Origin of the sequence: Sphingobium yanoikuyae, assembly GCF_013001025.1 — a bacterium.
Lineage (GTDB): Bacteria > Pseudomonadota > Alphaproteobacteria > Sphingomonadales > Sphingomonadaceae > Sphingobium > Sphingobium yanoikuyae_A.
The window spans coordinates 1,324,685-1,345,686 of the sequence record NZ_CP053021.1; the positions used below are offsets into that span (position 1 = coordinate 1,324,685).

Here is a 21,002-nt window from a genome sequence, read left to right on the forward strand (position 1 = left end):
CTAATCAGCGCAGTGGTCGTCATCCATCGTCAGCACCACCGTAAGCGGAAGAGCGCCGCGTCCGCATCGTCCTGGAAGCTGAAGCGCGCCACTTTTTCCGATCGCACGATCTCCGCTTCACCGCCGCCCAGGACGTTTTCCTGGAGCCATTCGACCATAGAGTGGAAATCGACGGTGGGATTGCGATCGAACCAGACCCATCCAGTGTGGGAGGGCCTGGCCGTGGCGCGGTAGAGAGGGAGGTCGATGACGGTCATGGCTCGTCTCCAGCCTCCTGGCGCGCGGCGAGCTTCTCATCGACTTTCTTCCTGAGCGCATCATTCAGTTGGGCGATTTCTGCCAATAGCCGTTGATTCGCTGCCAAATGGCGTTGATACGCTGCGTCGCAGTCACGCTTTTCTTGATCGACGCGACGTGCGCTGAAGACATCGTCGGCGAAATTCAGCCAGAAAATCGCGGCAATGGCATCATCGGCAAACGCCAGTGTCGGCTGTTTCGCGTCACGATCCCAGGTGACGCTGTCCAGATGATCCAGCAGCCAAGCATGGATGCGGCCGGGAAGGCGATATTCGGCCAGCGCGAATTGGCCAGGAAATGGGTTGATCGCATATTCGTCGATCATGCTGGCTGGGACGGGGAGACGGAGATCGAAGATCATGACCAGCGCTCCAGGTCAGCCGTCCACGACGCTTTTCGGGCCATCCAGACCGACCGCGTGTTTTCCATCTCTTGCAGATTCACCCTGATGCGGGCGGCTTCGGCCGGGTCGGGTTCTGCGTCAGGCCAATCCTGCATTCTTTCCAGATCGCGATCAATTTTGGCGATCTCAAGTTCCGCATTGTCGATCGAGTGCTGGGTTTCCTGCCAGGCGGCGCGGCGACCGGCCGTGATTTCATCGGACCATCGGAACCAGAACAGCGCGGCGGCGGCATCATCGCGGAATTTGATGTAAGGCCAGCCGTCCTGGATGACGATCTCAACGCCCTCGGGATTGTCGAGCAGCCAGTCATGGATTGCGGTGGGAAGGCGGCGCTCTTTGTTTTTGCCCAATCCGAAAGGGCCGCTCGGAACGTGGACTTCCTCAATCATGGCGGGAGCGATGGCGAGAAGGAGGTCGCGGATCATGCCGACACCAGCGTCAAAAAGCGGATCACCTCTTCGGGATCGCGGATCACGCAGAACAGTTTGTCGTCCTCGACCAGGCGGGGTCCGCTGGAGAATTTCACTTTCGCGAGGATCGCGATCGTCCGGATCAGCGCGAAGGGCGCGTGGCTCGCCGGGATCGTGATCGAATAGCTTTCCGCGACGGGGAGAGCGTGCCATTCGTCTCCAATCATGAAGCGGCGCTGACCCAGCACGAAATCGCCGGTCAGCGTGCCGGTCAGCCGGGCTCCGTCGAGGGTGAGATGGGCCATGAAGCCGTCGTCGCTGCGGCTGGTGGCGCTGGTGGCAGTGGCGTAGCTGGTCCCGCACGAACTTGAACGCAGGTCAGGGCGCGCGGCATCGGTTGCGCTCCCCGCTCGCGTGGCAGTGGCGCTGATGCTTGCGTCGGCGCTGTAGCTGGCGCGAGAGGTGGCCGCGCTGGTTGCAGCAACGCTGGCGGTGCTGGCAGCAGCAACGCTGGTGGTGCTGGCCTTGCATTCGCTCTCATTCACATACGATCCGCGAAACTGATCGGCATCAGCCTTACTGGCGAAGCGACAGATCAGATGGTCTGAGCCGAACGGTTCGACGGAGCCGTGCGCCTGGATGATGCGATCCTTGCGAAGGATGGCGGCGGGGACGATCATGGTGATCATGCTGCGGCACCTCCCGCATAAGCATCAGCGACATCCTGGACGGCGCGGTGCTGCGCATATTCTGCGGCGGCGAGGGCGTAGGCGTCTTCAGCGTCGCGGAGATCATCCCAGCTACCAATCAGGGCGTTTACCCAAGGGCGGTTGTGCTGGACGATCGCGCCACCGTCTTCCAGGTGGAAAGTCAAATTGGCGCCGAAGAAACTGTCGATGGTGCGGGCGCCATCCTGGAAGTCGAGAAGGTCTTCGTCGGTCAGAATAGTAGTGCAACTGTAGTGTGCATTAAGGTCGTAGGCTTTCATGGCTCTCCATTTTGTGGGGTTCGCCATCATGGCCGTCCCCATCATGATATTACTGTAGATTGAGATTTCTGGCGATATTTTTAGAGGAAGGCTTCTTCCATCTGGATCGCGGCGGCTTCATCGGCGCCCAGGATGATCCAGCGAAGGCGTTGAAGCTCGCGAGAAGTCTCGGCGTCGAGGTCGGGATAGTGGCGGCGCAGAAAAATGCGCATCTCATAGTCGGACATAATAGCTCCAAGGTGTGTTTCTCACAGCTATTTACCCGATCGTTCGAAAATATGCCGAATAGGGCCAATTTTTCGCGTTTTTTATAGGCGCATCATCCTGGCGATGATATGATAAATATTGTTGGGACGCGAGGCTTGTGTTTCTCTATTTTGCTCGCATCGCGCCCAGTTAGGGTGTTCATACTATTAAACGCTCCAGGGTTCGACATTCCCTGGAGCGTTTTTTCTTAGAAGGCGCTCGCGCGGGGCAGTTCGGCACATCCGGGCGTGTCACGTTCACCGCGATGATAGATGATGATCGTCTCGCAGCAGCCTTCCCAGGCCTGCCGGATCATCAGTGACATGAAGCCAGGGACGGCTTTGCGCATATAGACGTGCAACTGACCCTTATGGTCACGCCACTCGCTAAAGTGTTCGACCAGTTCTTCGCGCGCATCACGCATCGTAATTTCACGGATGGCGGCCCAACGGGCGACCATCATGCCAAATGCCTCGCCGACCCGCGCCAAGCGCCAAGGTTCGTCATCGTCGGCGCGGTTGGCGGATAATTCGATGCGAAGGCTGGGTCGAGCGGGGGCGTTAATGTCGCCGTGCGCTTTTTGTCGGGCGGCCAGCAGTGCGGCCTGAAGTGCTTTTGCTTTGTCAGTCATGTCCTTTCTCAGATTTTGTGACGGCGTATCGCCGCCAGGGTGGTTATTTCAGTGAAGTGATTGGCGCGCCCTGCGATGGGCGCGCCAATCCGATCAGTCGAGTTCGATCATCCAGGTCGGGCGCTTTGTGGTGAAGTCGTGGATGACATACTGGTCTTCATCCGGGCCGCCCTGGTGGCCCTGGACGCGGAACACGGCCATGGTCGATCCGCCAACCTTCACGGTCGCCTCTTCGATGTCAGGGCGGTTTTTACGAACCCACGTCGCGGCCTCGTCATAGAAGCCAGTCCGGCCCAGCTTCCGGATGTGGTTTTCTGACGTGGCAGCGTGAAGGTAGAATGCATGGAGGGTCGATTTCTTGATCGCCTGGAAATCCTCGCCAAACACCTTCGCGAAAACGCGCTCGTGCGGCGGGCGCGTGTTGGCCAGGACGTGCTGGTAATCCTCCCCACGCAACGGCGCGACCGTGCTGACCCGACCATGGCGGGCGATCAGCGAACCAAGCCATTTCGCGATTTCATCTGCGTCATGAAGGATGGCATCGAGATTATCGCGCGCCCAGAGGTCGGCTTCCTTCACGGTCATCCGCAGGCCCATATGGGTTTCCAGGTCGAGGGCGAGCCATGACGTGAATTCGAGCGTCGCCCGGATCACCGACCAGCGACGATCCTGCGCGGTGCCGGTGATGTTGACCACGCGCGTGCCGCTGTTGCCGCTGATGATATAAAGGGGGGTGTTATCGACTTCATACGGCGCCTTGAATTTCGCATTGCTGACGATCCGGGCCGACCCGATGATCGCTTTCAGCTTGTCGAAATCCGTTTTCTCAGCGAGGGCTTCATTGATCATCACGACGGCGCTGCCGGTGATGAACGACGTGAAGTTGCCCGTCACCTCGCTCATCGGCACGTTGGCGCGCACCAGGCCGTCGCCGAAAACCTTCGCCAGCACCATACCGAGCAGGCCTTTTCCCGTTCCCCCTTCACGATCCATGAAAACCACGGCGGGGAGGTTGGTCTGTTCCGGCCGATGATACTTGGCGAGGATCAGGCGCTCCAGGTGGGCGATGTTTTCCTGTTTTCCGCCGCACAGACTGCGGATCAGCGTGTCGAAAATCCAGTGGTGCTGGCCCGATTGCGGCTGGAGGAACTGGAACCGGAGCTTGTTCAGCACGGTGGGATCGACCTTCCGGAAGCTATAGGTTTCCGAGAGGAAATTCCGGCCGTCCTCCTGCATGACCTCGGCGAAGAGGGTCGGTGCATGACGCTCCTTCAAGAGCGGAAAGTAGGCGGGCAGGGCGGCAGGGGTGATATGCTCCCAAGTCTGCGTCCGAGCGTTGAAAAGGGCGTAATGATTTTGGGCAGCGACGAAGTGGGCGTCATACTCCTGAATCCAAGCGCGCATCTGGGCCTTTACCTCTTCGATCGCGGCATTGGCATCATCGGCGTCGATATCATCGATGTCATCTCGTTCGCGGCGGCGGGCGTCCTTCAATGCTTTGCGGACATGCTCGGCGCGGGCGAGCAGCACCTTTTCCATGTCGAGCGCTTCAGAAGAAACGTCAGCCGCGAGGTCGGCAATCTTCGCGTTGATGAGATCGAGGCTGGCCTGGAGGCGGTCGGCTTCCGACTGGCCGGTCTGTGCGGCGGTGATGGGGGTAATGTTGCTCACTTGCGCGCGCCTCCCTTCTTGGCGGCCTTCATGGCTGCGGCAAGGTTGATGCGGCGCTTCACCGGCTTATCCGGATCGTCGGGAGGGCCATAGAGAGGATCACGCAGGCCATAGTCGAGGCCATTCTTGATGGTCGGCTTGGCACGGTGACGCGGATGACCGCCGATCGACGCGGCGGCGTCCAGGATGGCTTCTGCTTCCCAGCGGGTCATAAGGTCGCCGCCTACCAGGCGGCCCAGCGACTTCGCGCACGTCAGGATCGTGTCGTTCTGAGTGCCATCCAGGGCGAAGATGATCTCGTCTTCCACGCGCTTCACGATCGCAGCGACGTAGGCTGCGTTGCGCTTCTCGTCGGCAGGGGAAAGGTTTTCCTTCGGCTTCGCGGCGATCATCGGCTTCATGATCGGTGCGTCCGGATCGACATGGCGGTAGTTATAGACCGCCAGCACCCAGGCGGGGAGGTCGGCGAGCGGCGCATCTTCAGGGCGGACGATCCACTGATACGGTCCTTCGACCTTGCCGTCATCGAGTTCATCTTGCGTAGGGATATAGTAGCTGCCAGCGCCGACGACGAAACCGCCATCGCCACGGAGGTCGAACCCTTCAGGGGCGAAGCGACGAGCTTCGCGGCGGTTCGAGAAGATATCGACGGCGTTGGGGGTGTGCTGACCAGGGTGGCGGAAGAAGACGTGGCGACCGCGCGGGGTCGAGGCCAGCGGAGTGCGGGGGAGGCCCATCCTCTCGGCGAAACGGATCGCGCGCGGGTTGTCCAGGTCGAGGACGACAATCCCGGAAATGGCGCCGGTCACGATACCGGTGTTGAAGACGGAAAGCGGGCAGTCATCGCCAGCCATCCACTCGATGACATCGTCCATAGTGGGGCGGCGGTTCTGCCAGTGCATCCACTTTCCGGCAGGGTTTTTGCGGGTGTCTGCCAGGGGGAGGATGGAGAAGCCAGCGTCCAGCATGGCCTCGCGATTGTGCAGTGAAGCGAACAGATCGTCGTTAGAAGAGACGGTGGGCCGCACCGCCACGGTATTCATGTTCATAGTCGAGATACTCCAGATAAAGAATGACCGTCCAGAGGTCGCAGTCTCTGGACGGTCAAATATTCTTTATCGTCGGCGGAGTATCCGTGTAACGACATGGCGAAAATGTTGACGCCACGCTGCGACACGGGACATTCTTATTTATACCAACGATCGATTTATTATGTCGATATTTAATCTCAAAATTCGACAATTTCCATGATCGGGCAAAAGTTCCGCCTGGTTCGGGCAAGAGTTCTGCTCAATCGGGCAAGAAATCATGGTTTGGGCAAGAGTTGGTTTAAACTCTTGCCCGACTTTTGCCCTTAAAAAATGGCGGATTTCTGCGGTTTACAGCTACAGAAGACCCCTCTTGGGCAAGAGTTTAAGAGTTTTGCAGAAAAGCTATAAGTGGAAATATCTCTTTTTCTTCAAAATATTTTATTATTTCTATATACCATTTTATAAAAACTCTTAAACTCTTGCCCAAATGGTAAAAAACATAATAAAATCAAGGGATTATTCGGGCAAGAGTTGGTTCAAACTCTTGCCCAACTCTTGCCCGAAGGGCTAACTCTTGCCCAGGGGCGTCTATGTCGGCCCCCTGGAGGCGCAAATTAGGCCAGCAGGGTCCACTTGCCGGGCGTGCCATTGGCAACCTTGCGCGCCCAGACTGCCCCGTCCTGGCGGGCGATAGTGTGGATGTCGGAATATTTCTCGCCACCCCAGCTTACGTCGTCCAGTTCGAGTGGCTGGCCATTCTTCTGGATCGCGTCGAAAATCTTGGTCAGTTCAGTGTCGGTCATGTTGGTCCTCTTGATAGTGGATCGCCCAGATAGGTCGCAACCTATTGAAAATCCATAAATCTTTAATATCGTCGATTTCAAGGGTGGGGTGATACGATGCCTGGACAGCGGGCGCCGGTAGATGATCCCGGTGCCATTTTCCCGAATGATCAGAATGTGTCCGCCTGGCACCCCATATTCTGGACAACGCCCAGTCACCCCCGTCGATGATCAGAATGTGTCCTCCTGACTGCCCACATTCTGATCAATCGCTCGCCTGGAGCGTCATTGTCCAGAAAATGTCCTCCCAACACCCCATAATCTGATCACGCTCGAAATCGGGTTGATATACCTCCTTCGATTGGCCATTGGCGCGCGCCATGTTGTTGGAAGAGATCAAGAAAGCGCGCCGGTCGAAGGGGCTGACACAGCGCGACCTGGCTGAAGGTTTGAACACCAGCGTGAAGGCCATTGCCAGGTTAGAAAACGGTGTCGGGACGATGCCGCTCCTGATCCGCGTCATGGATGCATTGCAGTATCGTGTAGCTGGCCTGGCGGCCGGACGATCCTTCGTCGAGCAGCTTATCGCTCGACGTAAGAATTTGGGCTGGACGATGGTGCAGGCCGCCGAACGCGCGGCGATCTCTCGGACGACCCTGGCGTCGATCGAGCGGGGCGAAGCGTCCGTGGCGGCGCTGATGAAGTATTGGTCCGTCATCGGCCAGAACGCCCGCGCGCGGGAGCCTGAACGTATCCACTGGAACATCGCGCAGGCCCAGGACAAGGATGCGCGGTTCACGCCACCATCGCTAATGGCTCATATCTATGACGCCTTCGGATCGATCGATCTCGACCCCTGCGGTCACCCTGACAGTCCCGTGATCACCGACCGGCGCATCTGTCTTCAGGAAGGCGGCGATGGCCTGGCAGAGCCATGGTGTGCGGCCCTGGTGTGGATGAACCCACCCTTCAGCGCGATGCTCAAATGGTTGCGGAAGGCAGAGGAAGAATGGTTGGCGGGCAGGGCGAAGACGATCGTCTGCCTGGTCCCTGCTCGGTCCGAGAGTGCCTATTTTCATGACCGGTTGACCAAGGTCAGCGACATCCTGTTGATCCGTGGTCGCATTCGCTTTCTGACAAAGGAGGGGCCTTTACCTGGTGCGCCTTTCCCGCTGATGCTGGTGGTCTTTGGTGCTCGGCCTGGTCAGATCGAACGTCTGGCTGAATTGGTCGAGGGGCAGTGGCTGACCAGGACGAAAGAGGCCGCCTGATGAAAATGGCCTCGATCTTCAACCGCTGAGAAGATCGAGGCCATAATGCTCCTGGAACGTCTCCAGGGCGGGTCGCGAGATGCGGGTAGCAGCATAAGGATGCGGTGAAGGCGGCGGCCGACGCTGCGAAGGCCGAAGCAGAGCGGCAGAAGCGTATCCAGGAATATTGGCAGACGCTCGACAACAGCGTGACGCTTTCGAAGATGCTGCCATTGGAGGCTGAGAAGCATTCAAAATTTTTGGAGCTTCAGAAGCTATATGGCGACAAGCTGTCCGCGCAGGATAAGGCCGCGCTTGCCGCCGCACAGGGGAAGATCGACACGAAGCTGCGCGAGATCGCCCTTGGTAAATCGATCACGTCGATGGCCGATCAGGCTCGGCAAATCGAAAACGCCAACCTGATCAACGCTGGTAAGAAGGTCGGTCTCAGCCAGCAAGAGCAGGATATCCAGGACAGCCTGGCAAAGTTCCGGATCGACGCGCTGAACTCCGGCGCCACTCTGGCTGATCTCGCCAGCGACACCTGGAAGACGGAAGAAAAGCGGCTGGAAACCGCCCTCCGCACCCAGGCCGCGTTGGAAGGGCAGGCGGCTGCTATCGCGAAAGCGAAGGACATCGCGGCCGGATATTCGCCTGTATATGACCGCGCGCAGCGGATCGCCAACATCGAGAAGGATCGCGCCGAATTTCTGAAATCAGCCGATGCCGCAGGGATCAGCAAGGGCGTCCAGAAATCTGTTCTGACCGGGATGGGCAACGCTATCGACGCGGTGAAGGCCGAAGCCATCTATGAATTCTCGGACGGTATCCATGCACTCGCGGATGAATTCGGTGGTGCCTTTGGAAAGGCGATCTCGAAGATGGGCCGCGCGATGGATCGTATTGCCGCCGCCACTTCCGGCGATCTCAATAATGCGGGTCCGTTCGGATCGGTCGCGAAGATGCTGGGCGGCGATGTCGCCGACAGCTTCAAAGACGGCGCGAAGGGTCTGTTCAAAGATTTCGGCGACGACCTCGGCAAAATGTTCGGCATGAACGGCGACTTTTCCAAAACGCTCGGCAAGACGCTGGGGCAGATGGGGGCTGGCGCACAAGTTGGTTCGATCGCCGGGAATCTCGCGTCGGTGGCTGGCATCAAAACCAGTGCCACTGGATCGATGATCGGCGGCGCCTTGGGCAGCTTCGCGGGTCCGATTGGCAGTGCCATCGGCGGCCTGATCGGTGGGATCGCGGGTGGACTATTGAAGAAGACTCGTTGGGCGACCGGCCAGATCGACCTGGTCGATGGATCGCTCGCAACCGGCTCGGTGGCTGGCAATAAATCGTCTTTCCGCGACAATGCCAGCACGGCAGGCGGCGCGGTCGGCTCCAGCGTCCAAGAAATCGCTGATGCGCTCGGCGCGGTGATCTCCGGAAACCCGAATGTCTCGATCGGCCAATACAAGGGCGATTGGCGTGTCAGTTCGACGGGGAGAACAGGGAAGCTCAAAGGCAAGTATAGCGACGTGACGGATTTCGGCGACGATGCAGAAAGCGCCGTCGCATATGCGGCCATGTTGGCCATCAGGCAGGGTGTTCTGTCTGGTTTGTCTGACTTCGCCGACCGCGCGCTTCGCAATTCGTCCGACGACAGCTTCGAGACCGTGCTGTCCGTCGCGACGCAATATGAAAGCATGTTGAAGGAGCTTGCCGCTTTCGACGATCCGCTCGGCGCGAGCATCGACAACGTCAACAGCGGCTTGGACAAACTGATCAGTCAGATGAAGGGATACGGCGCCACGGCGACCGATCTCGCGAATGTGGAGCGCTACAGGCAAGTCCAACTCGACAAGATCATCGCGGATCAGACATCGTCTCTGCGCGATTTGCAGAAGACGCTGAACGGTGAAGGTTCGGGTCGGACAGTTCTCCAGCGCCTGAATTCGAGCCTGGACGAGTATGCCGGATACCAGGCCGATCTCGCTTCCGGTAAGTCGATCGACAATGACGCTTTTGCGTCGCTTGCGAACGAAATCTTTGGCCTCGCGGGCAGCGCGTATGGTAGCTCGACCGGCCAGTTCCAGTCGATCCTGTCGATGCTGAAGAGCGACAATGCAGCCGCGATCAGCGCGACCGAAGATCGCGTGATGGCATCCCAGGACGCTGCCGCAGCCGCCCAGCAGAAGCTCGTCGAGCAGAGCGCAGCCGCCGCGCAGCAGCGTGATCAGCAGACCATGGAGCTTGCCGCGATCAAAGCCTACATGGCCGAACTCGTAGCACGCGGTGGTCTCGGCAATGCCTTCGTGAACGCCACCGGCTCCAGCTACGTCAACGGCCAGGCGACGACCCGGACGGTCTAAATACGACCATGGAAATCAGCAATCGCGGATCGTTCGTTCGCAACGCATATAGATATGAAATCAAGGAAGACCTCCCGCTCCAGGCGCTGGAGCCATCGGCGCGGGAGATCATCGTCGAAACGAACCTGGGCGAGCCTGCGGCCCAGGCGCTGGCCGCGAAAATTCTCGCGGATGCGGGGCGGACAACCCAGGGGTTCGAAGTCTCGATCGAAGGTGTGATCGACCTGAACGATTTCGCCGGTCACCCGCCGCTGTTTCGCGTGGCGTTGCCTGGCTATGATGTCGCCGACCGCGTTTTTCGGGTGATCGAAGCGCGGGTGACCCGCCTGGCTGGTCGCTCGACCCTGGTGGTGCGCGGATGACCGCGATCCTTGTCGCCCCGCTGCCCTTCACTGTGGTGTCCGGTGACGCTGCGGCGAACCGTCCTGTTTCGAACCTCTCGAAGAATCCTCCCGGCCTGGTGTGGCGCGTTGGTGGTGAAACCGCCTCGTTTGTGGTGCAGGTCGATGCCATGTTCGACACCATCGCACTGATCGGCAGTAATCTCCGGAGTTTCGACACCATCCGCGTCCGCGTCGCCGCCACCGCCGCCGCCACGGTTTCCGCTCCATCATGGGATTCCAGCGCCGTTCAAGCATGGTCGGGCACCAAGATTGATGGAGCAGGGGCCAAGACGATCATCCGCGCACCCTCGACGATGGTCAGCCGCTATGTCCGGATCGACATTGGCGCCCCTGGCCACCTGGATGGCTTTATCGAAGCCCAGCGGTTGGTGATCGGAAAGGCTGTCGCGCACGATGCGATCGACCGTGATGCGGAGACGACCTGGGTGGATTCCTCGCCCAGCTACACCGGCCCGAACTGGAGCGCATTTGACGCTTATCCGACCGTGCAGCAGACCAAAGCTGCGATGTCATGGGTGTCGTCGGACGCCTACCATGCAGAATGGGCGCCATTCTTATCCCGCGTCGGGATAACCACGCCGGTCCTGTTCGTGCCGTTCGTCGAGGATGTCGGGCGCCATCAGACCACCGCATTGTTCGGTCATGTGCAGCAGTCCATCCCCGTTCGTCATCCGGCCTGGAACACGCACAATCTCGAATTGACTGTGCGTGCCCTGGCACCGTGATTATGCAGCCAAGCGCCGCAAGATCGCGTCACCGCCGCCGCATGATCCGCCCGGCATAAGCGAGGCAGACCGTGCCTGATCTCCACGGAAGGTGAACAGATTGTCGCGCTGGACACCATATTGGAAGCCCCAGCTTGTGGCCGCCCGTGGGACAACAATCAGCTTCGATTGCATGGCCTCTTTGACCGCTGCCTTTGCGAGCGCGACGCTCTTGACCGAGCTGTTCAGCAGGCGGCCCGGAACACCATCCTTTGACCGATATGGAAAAAGCTGAACCACTGCGACGCGACGCGAAATTTCCTTCCTGGCTTCGACTTCTTTGACGCCACGGTTGGCGGCAAGCTGGTTGATCAGCTTCTCGACGCGGTTGCGGCCGTTGTAATACGCGTATGTCCCGGTGTGGGTGAGACGGGGATCGACCGACAGCATCGGAAATTCCTCGCCCTCGAAATCCTGGACAAGGTTCCGGCGCAGGCGCTCGGAGAAATAGTCCTGCGCTTCATGCTTCGCGTCGTCCGGTCCAATACCGGAATTCAACATAAGCACCCACACATCCGCACCATGAATATCGCCCACGTAGGGGTAGGGCATTGCAGTCGTGTCAAAAGCATTTTCACCCTGCATCGCAGCCCGATCACTTGGGTGAATACGAACTCCATTGTCGATGTCGAGTTGACGCCAGAAATCGATCAGATTCGCAATCGCGTTCATCTTGCACAGGCTCCGTTCTGCTGGTGTATCTTTGGCCTCCGCTAAATTTGATCGCGTGTCCAGCAAAAGTTGCTCAACGTTTGTTGCTAACGTGTTTCTAGCACGGCGCGGCACGGGCGATTAGCAGCGCGGGCTAAATATGGGGTGCGTAACCTCCTACTGAAAGTCGAAGCCCGCGCCCCGAACGGCGCCACTCAAATTCTCCGTATGTCCTCGCTCGGCGCCTCGGCGGCCGGAACCGTGCTGGACGGTCATGCCTGGACCCCCTGCCTGAAGGATTGGGGGGAACGCTCCATCTCCATTTTTTCGTCGGGTGAACTCCAGCCCGCGACCGTCAGTCACGGCGATGTCGTCTTCCTGGTCAGCCCGGATTTCGACAACACGGCCTGGGCATCGCTTTCTTTCGATGGCCGACCTGTGGAGATGTGGATCGGCGAAGATGGCGCCGATTTCTCCGAATACGAACAGGTCTTTGCCGGATCGTGCGGTGCGTTGGCGCGGAACGGCCTGGAATGCACGATCGGTCTGGCCGGTCCCGACGCCAAGATCGCCAAAGACCTTCTCTCGCTGACCTACAGCGGCGCCGGAGCGCTCGACGGTGATCCCGAAATCAAAGGGGCCGTGAAACCGTGGTGTTCTGGCGAGGCGAAGAACATCTCGGGCGTCCTGATCAACGAAACCTATTGGGTCTATCAGTATCACGGCTATGGTCCCACGGTCGGCGTTCAGGGTGTCTATGAAAACGCCTGGCCCGTTGCGCCGAACGCCAGCGCCACGGTGGACAGCTATGGCGCGCTGATCGGCCTCGACCTTCAGCCTGGTCAGTGGGCGCATTGCCCCCAGGAGGGTCTCTATCGCCTCGGTGGTCAACCCAGCGGCCTAATCACCGCTGATGTCATCGGCGCCACGGTTGGGGGATCGTCTCTTCTGACGGTCGGCGAGATCGTCCGCCACCTGTTGTCCACTCGCGTTGATGCCGATGAGATCGATGCCTCGACCTTCGCACCCTTCACACAGGCCTGGTCCCTCTATGTCGATAGCCAGGTCAGCGTAGGTGACCAGGTCCGTGAAGCCATGCGCCAGTCGGGTGGCTATCTGCTGCCCGATCAGGCTGGTCGATGGATCGCCGGTGATTTTTATGGCGAGGGCCCCGCAGGAGAATTGCGGGGCGACCGCACCGCCGAACCGCTCGTGGGAACCTACAGCCAACTCGCATCTGCACCGCCTGCCTACAGGATCAAAGTCGGTCACGATCGCTCGTGGACCGTCCACAGCGACGATCAGATTTCACCGCTGCTCCTGGATATCACTGACGAAGAGGCGCGCGCTGCTGCCGCTGATGCTGCGGCGAAGGCCGAAGCCGCTGGGCAAAAAGCCGACACCGCAAACGACAAGGCGGATGGCGCAACGGACAATGTCGAAAACGTGCGGCGCAAGCTGCCAGAACTGGTGCGTCCCTTGCTGCAAGAGCCGATCGAGCGCCTGTCAGCGCTCCATATCCAGGGCGCAGCGGTGCAGGCGAAGGCGACCGTCGCACTGCACGAGCAGAACCTGATCGCGATCCAATCGCTGTCCACACGCATTGAGGACGATGGCGCGCTGGTAGCAGAGCAGGTCACCCAATTGACCACTCGCGTCGAGAACAGCGAAGATCGGATCGAATCCGGTTTCCTGGAAATCAACAGGACCATAGCGGACGCCGATGAAGCCCTGGCTGAGAGCATCACCGCGCAGATCGCGAATTTCGGTGAAGATGTTAATGCGTCGATCAACGAAGAGAGGATCGCGCGCGCGACCGCCGTTGATGCGGTTGCGAGAGATTTGGACGAGATGTCTGGGCGGGTGTCCACTTTGTCCGAAGACTTGTCGGGCGAGATATTGGACTCGCGGCAACTGACCATCGACAAAGATGGCGCGATGGCCGAACGGGTGGATGCGCTTGGGGTTCGCATCGACGATGAAATCGCTGATCGTTCGGCCGCTATACGCACGGTGGAAGAGGCTGTTGCAGATGAGACCGAAGCGCGAGCAAGCGCCATCCAGACGCTCGAATCCACCTACGGGGACCGCATAGCTGCGGTTGAAATAGAGGCCAGCACCGCCACAGACGCGTTAGACAACCTAAACGCTCAATACACAGTCAAGGTGCAATCCACACTTGCCGATGGAACCAGAGTGTTAGGCGGGTTTGGTGTGGCCAACCAAAACGGGGTTGTTGACACCGCATTCATGACCGACGCCTTCAGGATTTACACCCCAGGCGTCGCACCTCGTCAGGTTTTCTATGCCGACGGCGATGGCGTGAAAATGACGAACGTTGAGGTCGATAAGCTCAAGGCGGGCACGATCGATTTCGAGTTCATCAACCGGCAGTCGCTCCAGAATGCGTCTGGTGGATATCAGGTTTTGCCTGGCGGTTTGATCATCATGTGGGGCCAGGTTCGTATGGCGATCAATGACGAGCAGATTATTCCGGTGACGTTCCCGACACCCTTCACGACGGCGCTGATGAGCCTGACCGCGACGCCCTATATCGCGACGGCAAACAATTACCGCGACCTTTGGATTCAGACAACTGCAACGCGGTCGCTCACCGGGGCGAGCTTCTATTGTCAGGCCGCCACCGGCAATCAGCAGAGATTGGACGGCTTCGATTGGATGGCCTTCGGCTACTGATCGATAAATAGGAGATGGAATTCTCTTATGAACAGGGTGGTTCAATCAGCGTCACCCACGGATCGAAAGCAGTAGCGGGGGCCGGAACGAGTTGGGCCACTGGATACGCCGGTGTTTTGCTCAACATCGCAGGCCTCAACTATCCCGTCGCATCCATCGACGGGGCAATGGCTATGACGCTCGTCGATCCTTATCCCGGTGAAACCGCGACCGATCTTCCTTACGCGTTGATCCCTGTCCAGCCCGAGAACTACCAGCTTTCCCGCCAGGTCAACAACGTCCTCGATTTGGTCCAGCCACTCGTGGATGCATCGACCGGCCCCGCTGGCCCTCCTGGTCCGGCAGGCCCTGCGGGGCCGGTCGGCCCCGAAGGCGTGGGACATCTTGAGATCGTCAATCTCAGCGAAGCTGCGGGGCAGTTGGCAGGCCAAACGGGTGTCTACGTCATGGTGCCCGTCGTCACCAATGATCCTGGTGTTGAACTGACGCAGCAAGCGTCGGTCACTATTCCCTTCGCGAATTCCAACGCGCGCGTCGCCTTGTATGCGACGACCTCCCTGACAGGTCTGTCGCTGATCCTTGGGGCAACGAACGCCCCAGCGCCCCAGCCCGAAGTGCCGACCGAACCGATCGATCTCAGTGGATCGGGCACCATTTACGGCGCCCCAGGAACGATTTTCCCACTCGGCATCTATCTCGGCGGCTCAACGGCTGAATTCACGATCGGCATCCCGAATGATTTTCCCGTGAAGATTGAGCGCAAGGCGGAAACCTCGACCCCCGTGGCGTCGCAATGGCTGACGGGGGCGACCGGTTCGCCATATCCGGTTGCGGGTAACGCCGTGTCATCCAGTGCGGTGCTGGACAAAAAAATTTATGGTGACGGGACGACCGATTTCCAAAATGGACACCTGGTCCTCAATCGTCATGCCTATCTGCAATCGCAGCCGCTCGGGTTGGAGTTTGGTCAGGTTGCTGATGAAGCGACTAGCGAAACGCCGCCGCGTATCAAGATCGGTATCAAAGCAGCGATCACCGGCGACAATTATCCGATTTTGGCCGCCCTCTACCAGTATGGCTTCGGGCAAATCCAGCTTCGTCCGCACTGGTCGGGTCAGAACATGGTCGTGACCCTCGGGCGCGGCGGCTCGGAAGAATATATCATTAGCGACGAAGACCCGCGTCGCCATCGCGGGGATGGGATCATGCAGCTTTATGAAGTCGAGTATATCGACAATGTTGGCGGCGTTGGCGGGACGGTCAAATTCTATCTCGATGGGGTTCAGGTTGGCGCGTCGAAACCCGCCAATGTTAAGCCGCGCATTTCGAACACCGTGCCGTTCGAGGTCAACGCCACAGCGAGCAATACCAACGATTCGGTCGATGGTTTGGAAGTTGAGTATGTGACGATCGACTTTGACCGTCCTGGTGTCGCTTCGACTTATGAAGCCGTGGTTTCCGGTCCGATCCAAGCCTCCGATCTTGAGGCGCTGGTTGTTGACGCGTCTAGTTACACCGCTGCTGTGCCCGAACGGCATGTGACCTATACTGCTAATACGGCTAGTGGTCCGCAGACCACCGATCTGACCGTGGTCGTGGGGCCGATGCAAATTCCCGCTGGTCGTGCCTACAAGGCGGTCCTGGAAGATTGGTCCAGCGGCGTTGGCGTCGCGCATCCGAACGAATTGATCATGACCAAGCCAGCCGCGCAGAATTGCCGGTTTGAAGATGCGACACTGTTCGGATCACAATCTTCCTGGATGGAAGTCCTTCCCCAGGGGGCGGTGCCGACCATCGGCGGCATCAGCTATTATTGTGAAGGCATTCGGATGGGCAACTATGTCCAGTTCCAGTTCGGCTACGATTGGGACAGCGCAACCATGCCCGCGAACCCGTTCGGCGATCCGACGAGCAAAGACAGCTACATGATCCCGCACAAATGGATGATCTACGATTCGGCGGGCACTTTGTTGGCCCGGATCGAGCAGCCCAACGGCCAGCCTCTTAACACGACTGCCACGCCTGCGATTTGGGAAGGGCAGTATGACGGTCGCGGCGTGGCGATGATTACGGCTGATAACCGTTGGTATCCGAAAGGCACCGTGCGGTCTGGTGTCATCTGGCGCTCGCATGATCCCGTGGCTTATTCGCAGGAGTTCGTTTGGCGCAATGTTCCGACCTTTGATCTTGCGGTGCCATTCGCGTCCCAGACCGGCTACAGCGTCAACGGCTTCGATCTCCGCGTTTACGAAGGGTCGGCGGGCAACGATGGGCAGTCGAACGGCTTCGCGAACTATCGCTGGATGCCGTGGGAGAGCAGCACCTACAACGAAATGATCCAGGCGGGTGCGAATTCACTCAATCCCTGGAAGGTCGGCACCGATCAAATTTCGATCACCCCGAACGCGGGCGTGTGGCTGAAATACACGCCGTTCAATCAGATGGGGCGTTCGCCTATCACCGGCCCAGGCGGCACGCGTGACGATCGCCAGGCCATGGCCGAACCAGTCGCCCGATACGCTCGCGATGTCACCGTGAAGCGCCCGCATGACAATCGGGGCATGAAGGAAATCGCGCTCGACTATCTCACCGGATACGCGAGCGATCCTTATCATTGCTTCGAGAAAGGGCGATTGACGCCGCTGTTCAAAGGCAACGCGCGCCGCAACATCACGATGCGCAACCACTATTATGGCGGGGGCGAAGGAAGCACGCCCGCAGATCAAGCATATTATGTGCAGGGTGGCCGATTGTATGAATGGGCCAGCGGCCACAACCCGCTGCGGGTCCAGGTTCCGTTTGGAGGTGTGTCGTCGTCCAAGCCGGTCTTTGGGACGAACATGATCGATGACGCACACGGCCATCAGTTTCCGCACTGGGGTTCGCTGCTGTTTCAGTCGCCCGAATTCGCGATGCTCGGCCACAAGTTCAGCGACCAGATTCGGTTGTATATGAACAATATCCTCGCGTCGCCCTGGGGCGAGGCTGGCAACCCTGCGCAGCGTGGTCCCGCCTGGAAGTTCATCCATGCGGCGCTGATGTGGAAAACTGCCTCTCGGAATTCGCAACGCCTCTACTCGCGGGCAGAGGTGCTGGATTGGGTCGTCTTCGATTTCGAGACGTTCTATGACAACTATTACGCCTCGACGCCGGGTTATCTGAACCCGCCCACCACATTGAACGGCCCCAACGATGCGATCTACGCGGCGACCGCGAGGTTCGGTCCCTGCCTTTACGATGCCACCTATGGCGTCTGGCAGCACGATTTTATGGCTGGCTATTGGATGTCAGCCCTGCACGTCGCGGAGAAGCTGGGTTTCAACGATGCTCTCCGTGCCGCGTCGCCGAAGGCTGAAGCCGTGGTCAACTGGCTGATCACCGCGCAGCAGAAGCGGATTGTGGGCCGTATCAACGAAGGCATGTTGGTCAACGCGCTCGACAATCTTGATTATACGACTCCGATTTGGCGTCCTGAACAGATCGAGACCGCGCAAGGGGTGGCATCGGCTTTGCCACAGTCATTCGGTCAGATCGTCACGGCCCAAGGGGATGGGAAATCGCCTACCTGGGATAGTTTCCGGTCGATGGACGGCGCAAATGTTTATGGGCGCGACGGCCAGGCAATGGACCAATTGCTGGCTGGGCCGTCCCTTTTGCTCGACATGGGTAGGACTGCATCTGACCTGGTGGCCGCTGAAACTGCCGCACTCGCATATCGCCAAAGCAAGATCGATTCTGAAACGGCGAAGGGCGCGCAAGATGCAGGGCGGACCTGGTTCCAGTATAACCAGACCACCAACAATCCTCCTTTCAAGCCACCGCTTTGAAGGAGGATCGCCGCTTGATTGCCTAAATAGGCGATGGAAACGCTTAGAAAAATTGCCGGGGTCGTCGGCGCGCACAAAAAGAAGCTAGCGGCTGCGGCTTCTGTCCTCCTGCTGGCGGTCGGGTGCGCTGTTGATCCTGGCGTGGTGGAAGCTGCGCTGACGATTTTCAGCGTGATGGGCCTCCTGCTGTGATCGATGGTCGCACTGCTGTCGATGCAGCAGCGGGCGTCGGCACTATCTTTACCACGCTCGCCGTCTATGCCGGGCAGATTGCGCCGATCCTAGCTTGCATCAGCACAGCCATGGCGATCGGGTGGTTCTCCATCCGCTATTACCATCTGTTCCGATATGGCCACGACATCCCGCGCGAATAGCCGGGATGGGTGGAGAGCCGACGTTCTCCATTCGAGAAGAGGCACCCCAATTTCGGACGCCATTTCATACAGAGAATTAGAAAAAAGGCTGGGCCAGCAACTCTGAATTTTCAATCGGCACTTTAAGACCGAAGCGGTCAACAAGCGATGCTAGCAAATTTTGAAACCATGCAGGCGCAAAGGGAGACGGCACCACTTGTTCCAACAGGGTAGGCAGATCAACCAACACCGGTAGCCCTGCCCAGTCGTCGCTTAAGTTACCCCGGCAGACAGCGCGGACCTCGGATTCATGAGCGAGGGATTTGCGTTTCCAAAAAATTCGGTCATGAAAGCCTGCGAAAGACTCTCGGAAATCGACATACTGGACACGACCAATCTCGATTTGGGCGGATGGATCAAGCGCATGTAGTAGCCGGTTAGCTGTTGTTTTAATTGCTACTCCGCTTGATCCGGGTGGGCAATAAAGGCGCCATAGAGCTTCCGATTCTCCTGAATTGGCGTGCCAGCAACTTACAAATGTCGTGCGCCTATCCCGAGCAGCAATCTGGCGGAATGAGGCAAGGATGCGCTGGGCATTTTGCTCGACAGCCTCATCGGGCAACGGACTGCCTCCAGGTGGAGGAGTTCTGACGGCATCCCGGAAGTGATCGAGGTAAAAGTCGTCCCACTCCTTTTCACGGCTTGCGAGACCAGATGCGCCCTCAAAAGGGTCGTCGAACTTATCGGCGCGGGAGAAGAACAGCGTCTTCTCTTCCAAAAGCAACAGGAATTTCGCCAAATCCATGTATCGCCATAGCGCGGTGTCCGGTGCGACCCGCTTATCCGCCTCCCACCACCAATAGACGTGGGTCGCCAGTTCATGGATTTCGGAAAAGCAACAGGCACCGACATAACGGGCGCTTCCGTCGAAAGCATAGCCAGCATAGGCCGCAACATCGCGCGGCAACTGCTCTTCGCAGGATTGGCAACGGTCATAACTACGCGACCTAAGCGCTCGCAGGTCTGCATTGAACCGCCCGGTGCTTTCCACGCAAAACCTCTCGTTCCAGATAAGAGACGTTGATTCGCTCCGCTCGATCTCAACAATTATGTCAGCTTTCACATAAATTCGCACCGACTCCGACTGACCGCAAATGGTCGCTTACAGACCGTCTGAATTTGGTCCCCAAGTGGGTTGATCCCGGCCCACCATATTCGGGGGGAATATCAGGGGTGTTTGTGGCCGGGATCGTCCGCAGCCTAGCGGAGCGAGCGATAGGGTCAATCAGCATCAACACGATCACGATGACCAGGCGCGCGCATCTGGTCGGTAGCGAACCATCGCCTTATCGCGGGTGATACGGCTCGCATGCGATGCCGTCGCCGTCTCCGTCCATATGATCCCCAAATCCTGGTTGGCCACGATAGATCGGGGCAGCACCTGCCGCGCGGGCTTCCTTGCAGTTTCTATATGACCAGGTCGAACCGTCGGTTTCGGCTGGTGGTGCGGGATTGGTTGGAGGGGCGACGCCACCGGATGACGAAGACGGTTGCTGCTGATCGAGTTCATCCGCCGTCATCGGGCTATCGTGAGGGATAGTGTTGCGAGGCGTCCAGCTTTCGTCAGGCACTTCCGCTTCGACAGGGGCTTGGCCGACGCGCGGGAGCATCGTCCCGCCAACCAATCCGGCAGCGAGCGCGCCGACAACGATCATAGGAGAGTGTCGCATCCCGACGACATACCGCGCTCTGGTAAAGCAATCGCTACGCCTGCGTCATAAATATTAGAATGAACTCCTGAAAACGTCGCCCGCTGGTCGGGCGCTTATCACTCGATTCGAAGGCGAACGCCTTCAAGCCTATCTCTGTCCGGCAGGCATCCTCACGATCGGCGTGGGTCACACTGGCCCTGACGTGAAACCAGGCCTGACGATCACCCACGAACGATCCCAAGCGCTGCTGGCCGCCGACCTTTTGCGGTTCGAGCGTGCTGTCAATCGCCTCGGTGGACGGATGAGCCAGGGGCAGTTCGATGCGATGGTCAGCTTCGCTTTCAATTGTGGCGAAGGGGCGCTGAAATCATCGACCCTGCTGAAGAAGCATCTCGCCGGTGACTATGCCGGAGCCGGGAAGGAATTCGCCCGGTGGACCCGTGGGGGCGGCAAGGTGCTGCCTGGCCTGGTGAAACGGCGCGCGGCCGAAGCTGCGCTGTATATGTCTTGCTGACGCGTCGCGCT

The 21,002-nt window shown here is 58.9% G+C and carries 22 protein-coding genes; 9 read left to right on the forward strand and 13 right to left on the reverse strand.

The features are described 5' to 3' along the window. Positions 1 to 29: 29 nt before the first annotated feature. The 10 genes from HH800_RS06870 to HH800_RS06915 all read right to left on the reverse strand — a co-directional run bounded on the left by HH800_RS06870 (position 30) and on the right by HH800_RS06915 (position 6,480). Positions 30 to 257, reverse strand: a complete 228-nt coding sequence (locus HH800_RS06870) for a hypothetical protein (RefSeq protein WP_169860607.1) — start codon at positions 255 to 257, stop codon at positions 30 to 32. Further along, complete coding sequence (locus HH800_RS06875) at positions 254 to 622, reverse strand: hypothetical protein (RefSeq protein ID WP_169860608.1); 369 nt, start codon at positions 620 to 622, stop codon at positions 254 to 256. Before HH800_RS06875 ends, HH800_RS06870 begins: the two co-directional genes overlap by 4 nt. A 32-nt stretch (positions 623 to 654) precedes the next feature. Next, positions 655 to 1,125: a hypothetical protein gene (locus tag HH800_RS06880; protein ID WP_169860609.1), complete on the reverse strand. Its 471-nt coding sequence runs from the start codon at positions 1,123 to 1,125 to the stop codon at positions 655 to 657. Beyond that, on the reverse strand, positions 1,122 to 1,799 hold the full coding sequence (locus HH800_RS06885) for a hypothetical protein (RefSeq protein WP_169860610.1): 678 nt from the start codon (positions 1,797 to 1,799) through the stop codon (positions 1,122 to 1,124). The genes HH800_RS06880 and HH800_RS06885 overlap by 4 nt, the downstream gene beginning before the upstream one ends. Then, positions 1,796 to 2,098, reverse strand: a complete 303-nt coding sequence (locus HH800_RS06890) for a hypothetical protein (protein ID WP_169860611.1) — start codon at positions 2,096 to 2,098, stop codon at positions 1,796 to 1,798. The genes HH800_RS06885 and HH800_RS06890 overlap by 4 nt, the downstream gene beginning before the upstream one ends. Positions 2,099 to 2,178: 80 nt before the next feature. Then, positions 2,179 to 2,325 carry a hypothetical protein gene (locus HH800_RS06895; protein WP_169860612.1) on the reverse strand — a complete coding sequence of 49 codons (147 nt, stop codon included), beginning with the start codon at positions 2,323 to 2,325 and terminating at the stop codon, positions 2,179 to 2,181. 227 nt (positions 2,326 to 2,552) lie between these two features. Next, positions 2,553 to 2,975, reverse strand: coding sequence for a hypothetical protein (locus tag HH800_RS06900; RefSeq protein ID WP_169860613.1), 423 nt, complete (start codon positions 2,973 to 2,975; stop codon positions 2,553 to 2,555). A 93-nt stretch (positions 2,976 to 3,068) separates the two neighbouring features. Beyond that, complete coding sequence (locus HH800_RS06905; protein WP_169860614.1) at positions 3,069 to 4,646, reverse strand: primase-helicase family protein; 1,578 nt, start codon at positions 4,644 to 4,646, stop codon at positions 3,069 to 3,071. Then, positions 4,643 to 5,695, reverse strand: coding sequence for a bifunctional DNA primase/polymerase (locus HH800_RS06910; RefSeq protein ID WP_169860615.1), 1,053 nt, complete (start codon positions 5,693 to 5,695; stop codon positions 4,643 to 4,645). The genes HH800_RS06905 and HH800_RS06910 overlap by 4 nt, the downstream gene beginning before the upstream one ends. A gap of 596 nt (positions 5,696 to 6,291) precedes the next feature. Beyond that, entirely contained in the window at positions 6,292 to 6,480 is a 189-nt protein-coding gene (locus tag HH800_RS06915; RefSeq protein ID WP_169860616.1) for a hypothetical protein, read from the reverse strand. Positions 6,481 to 6,839: 359 nt separating this feature from the next. Here HH800_RS06915 and HH800_RS06920 point away from each other — a divergent pair, with 359 nt between their 5' ends. The 4 genes from HH800_RS06920 to HH800_RS06935 all read left to right on the forward strand — a co-directional run bounded on the left by HH800_RS06920 (position 6,840) and on the right by HH800_RS06935 (position 11,198). Beyond that, on the forward strand, positions 6,840 to 7,730 hold the full coding sequence (locus tag HH800_RS06920; RefSeq protein WP_169860617.1) for a DNA N-6-adenine-methyltransferase: 891 nt from the start codon (positions 6,840 to 6,842) through the stop codon (positions 7,728 to 7,730). Between the two features lie 104 nt (positions 7,731 to 7,834). Next, on the forward strand, positions 7,835 to 10,069 hold the full coding sequence (locus HH800_RS06925) for a hypothetical protein (protein ID WP_169860618.1): 2,235 nt from the start codon (positions 7,835 to 7,837) through the stop codon (positions 10,067 to 10,069). Between the two features lie 8 nt (positions 10,070 to 10,077). After that, on the forward strand, positions 10,078 to 10,431 hold the full coding sequence (locus HH800_RS06930; RefSeq protein ID WP_169860619.1) for a hypothetical protein: 354 nt from the start codon (positions 10,078 to 10,080) through the stop codon (positions 10,429 to 10,431). Beyond that, complete coding sequence (locus HH800_RS06935) at positions 10,428 to 11,198, forward strand: hypothetical protein (protein ID WP_169860620.1); 771 nt, start codon at positions 10,428 to 10,430, stop codon at positions 11,196 to 11,198. Before HH800_RS06930 ends, HH800_RS06935 begins: the two co-directional genes overlap by 4 nt. On the opposite strand, the gene HH800_RS06940 is transcribed toward HH800_RS06935, so the two are convergent. Continuing rightward, a complete protein-coding gene (locus tag HH800_RS06940) occupies positions 11,199 to 11,909 on the reverse strand; it encodes a hypothetical protein (protein ID WP_169860621.1) in 711 nt (236 codons plus the stop codon). Between the two features lie 207 nt (positions 11,910 to 12,116). Here HH800_RS06940 and HH800_RS06945 point away from each other — a divergent pair, with 207 nt between their 5' ends. The 4 genes from HH800_RS06945 to HH800_RS06960 are packed head-to-tail and all read left to right on the forward strand — an operon-like array spanning position 12,117 to position 18,786. After that, the gene (locus HH800_RS06945) at positions 12,117 to 14,585 is read left to right on the forward strand and encodes a gp53-like domain-containing protein (RefSeq protein ID WP_169860622.1); all 2,469 of its coding nucleotides are present in this window, start codon (positions 12,117 to 12,119) and stop codon (positions 14,583 to 14,585) included. A gap of 14 nt (positions 14,586 to 14,599) precedes the next feature. After that, positions 14,600 to 18,412: a hypothetical protein gene (locus HH800_RS06950; protein WP_169860623.1), complete on the forward strand. Its 3,813-nt coding sequence runs from the start codon at positions 14,600 to 14,602 to the stop codon at positions 18,410 to 18,412. 33 nt (positions 18,413 to 18,445) lie between these two features. Beyond that, complete coding sequence (locus HH800_RS06955; RefSeq protein ID WP_159366393.1) at positions 18,446 to 18,604, forward strand: hypothetical protein; 159 nt, start codon at positions 18,446 to 18,448, stop codon at positions 18,602 to 18,604. Beyond that, positions 18,601 to 18,786 (forward strand): hypothetical protein, encoded by a 186-nt coding sequence (locus HH800_RS06960; RefSeq protein ID WP_125987771.1) that lies wholly within the window; start codon positions 18,601 to 18,603, stop codon positions 18,784 to 18,786. Before HH800_RS06955 ends, HH800_RS06960 begins: the two co-directional genes overlap by 4 nt. A gap of 76 nt (positions 18,787 to 18,862) precedes the next feature. Here the strand turns inward: HH800_RS06960 and HH800_RS06965 are convergent, their stop codons facing one another. After that, a complete protein-coding gene (locus tag HH800_RS06965) occupies positions 18,863 to 19,888 on the reverse strand; it encodes a hypothetical protein (protein WP_169860624.1) in 1,026 nt (341 codons plus the stop codon). A 223-nt stretch (positions 19,889 to 20,111) separates the two neighbouring features. Then, positions 20,112 to 20,495, reverse strand: coding sequence for an excalibur calcium-binding domain-containing protein (locus tag HH800_RS29470; protein ID WP_318276686.1), 384 nt, complete (start codon positions 20,493 to 20,495; stop codon positions 20,112 to 20,114). 97 nt (positions 20,496 to 20,592) lie between these two features. On the opposite strand from HH800_RS29470, the gene HH800_RS06975 reads away from it, so the two are divergent. After that, positions 20,593 to 20,991: a lysozyme gene (locus HH800_RS06975; RefSeq protein WP_169863262.1), complete on the forward strand. Its 399-nt coding sequence runs from the start codon at positions 20,593 to 20,595 to the stop codon at positions 20,989 to 20,991. Positions 20,992 to 21,002: the final 11 nt, after the last annotated feature.

Excerpts from the sequence above, each read along its gene's own strand:
- HH800_RS06870 (WP_169860607.1), bottom strand. The coding sequence starts at position 257 with ATGACCGTCATCGACCTCCCTCTCTACCGCGCCACGGCCAGGCCCTCC.
- HH800_RS06875 (WP_169860608.1), bottom strand. The coding sequence starts at position 622 with ATGATCGACGAATATGCGATCAACCCATTTCCTGGCCAATTCGCGCTG.
- HH800_RS06880 (WP_169860609.1), bottom strand. The coding sequence starts at position 1,125 with ATGATCCGCGACCTCCTTCTCGCCATCGCTCCCGCCATGATTGAGGAA.
- HH800_RS06885 (WP_169860610.1), bottom strand. The coding sequence starts at position 1,799 with ATGATCACCATGATCGTCCCCGCCGCCATCCTTCGCAAGGATCGCATC.
- HH800_RS06890 (WP_169860611.1), bottom strand. The coding sequence starts at position 2,098 with ATGAAAGCCTACGACCTTAATGCACACTACAGTTGCACTACTATTCTG.
- HH800_RS06895 (WP_169860612.1), bottom strand. The coding sequence starts at position 2,325 with ATGTCCGACTATGAGATGCGCATTTTTCTGCGCCGCCACTATCCCGAC.
- HH800_RS06900 (WP_169860613.1), bottom strand. The coding sequence starts at position 2,975 with ATGACTGACAAAGCAAAAGCACTTCAGGCCGCACTGCTGGCCGCCCGA.
- HH800_RS06910 (WP_169860615.1), bottom strand. The coding sequence starts at position 5,695 with ATGAACATGAATACCGTGGCGGTGCGGCCCACCGTCTCTTCTAACGAC.
- HH800_RS06915 (WP_169860616.1), bottom strand. The coding sequence starts at position 6,480 with ATGACCGACACTGAACTGACCAAGATTTTCGACGCGATCCAGAAGAAT.
- HH800_RS06920 (WP_169860617.1), top strand. The coding sequence starts at position 6,840 with ATGTTGTTGGAAGAGATCAAGAAAGCGCGCCGGTCGAAGGGGCTGACA.
- HH800_RS06930 (WP_169860619.1), top strand. The coding sequence starts at position 10,078 with ATGGAAATCAGCAATCGCGGATCGTTCGTTCGCAACGCATATAGATAT.
- HH800_RS06935 (WP_169860620.1), top strand. The coding sequence starts at position 10,428 with ATGACCGCGATCCTTGTCGCCCCGCTGCCCTTCACTGTGGTGTCCGGT.
- HH800_RS06940 (WP_169860621.1), bottom strand. The coding sequence starts at position 11,909 with ATGAACGCGATTGCGAATCTGATCGATTTCTGGCGTCAACTCGACATC.
- HH800_RS06945 (WP_169860622.1), top strand. The coding sequence starts at position 12,117 with ATGTCCTCGCTCGGCGCCTCGGCGGCCGGAACCGTGCTGGACGGTCAT.
- HH800_RS06950 (WP_169860623.1), top strand. The coding sequence starts at position 14,600 with ATGGAATTCTCTTATGAACAGGGTGGTTCAATCAGCGTCACCCACGGA.
- HH800_RS06955 (WP_159366393.1), top strand. The coding sequence starts at position 18,446 with ATGGAAACGCTTAGAAAAATTGCCGGGGTCGTCGGCGCGCACAAAAAG.
- HH800_RS29470 (WP_318276686.1), bottom strand. The coding sequence starts at position 20,495 with ATGCGACACTCTCCTATGATCGTTGTCGGCGCGCTCGCTGCCGGATTG.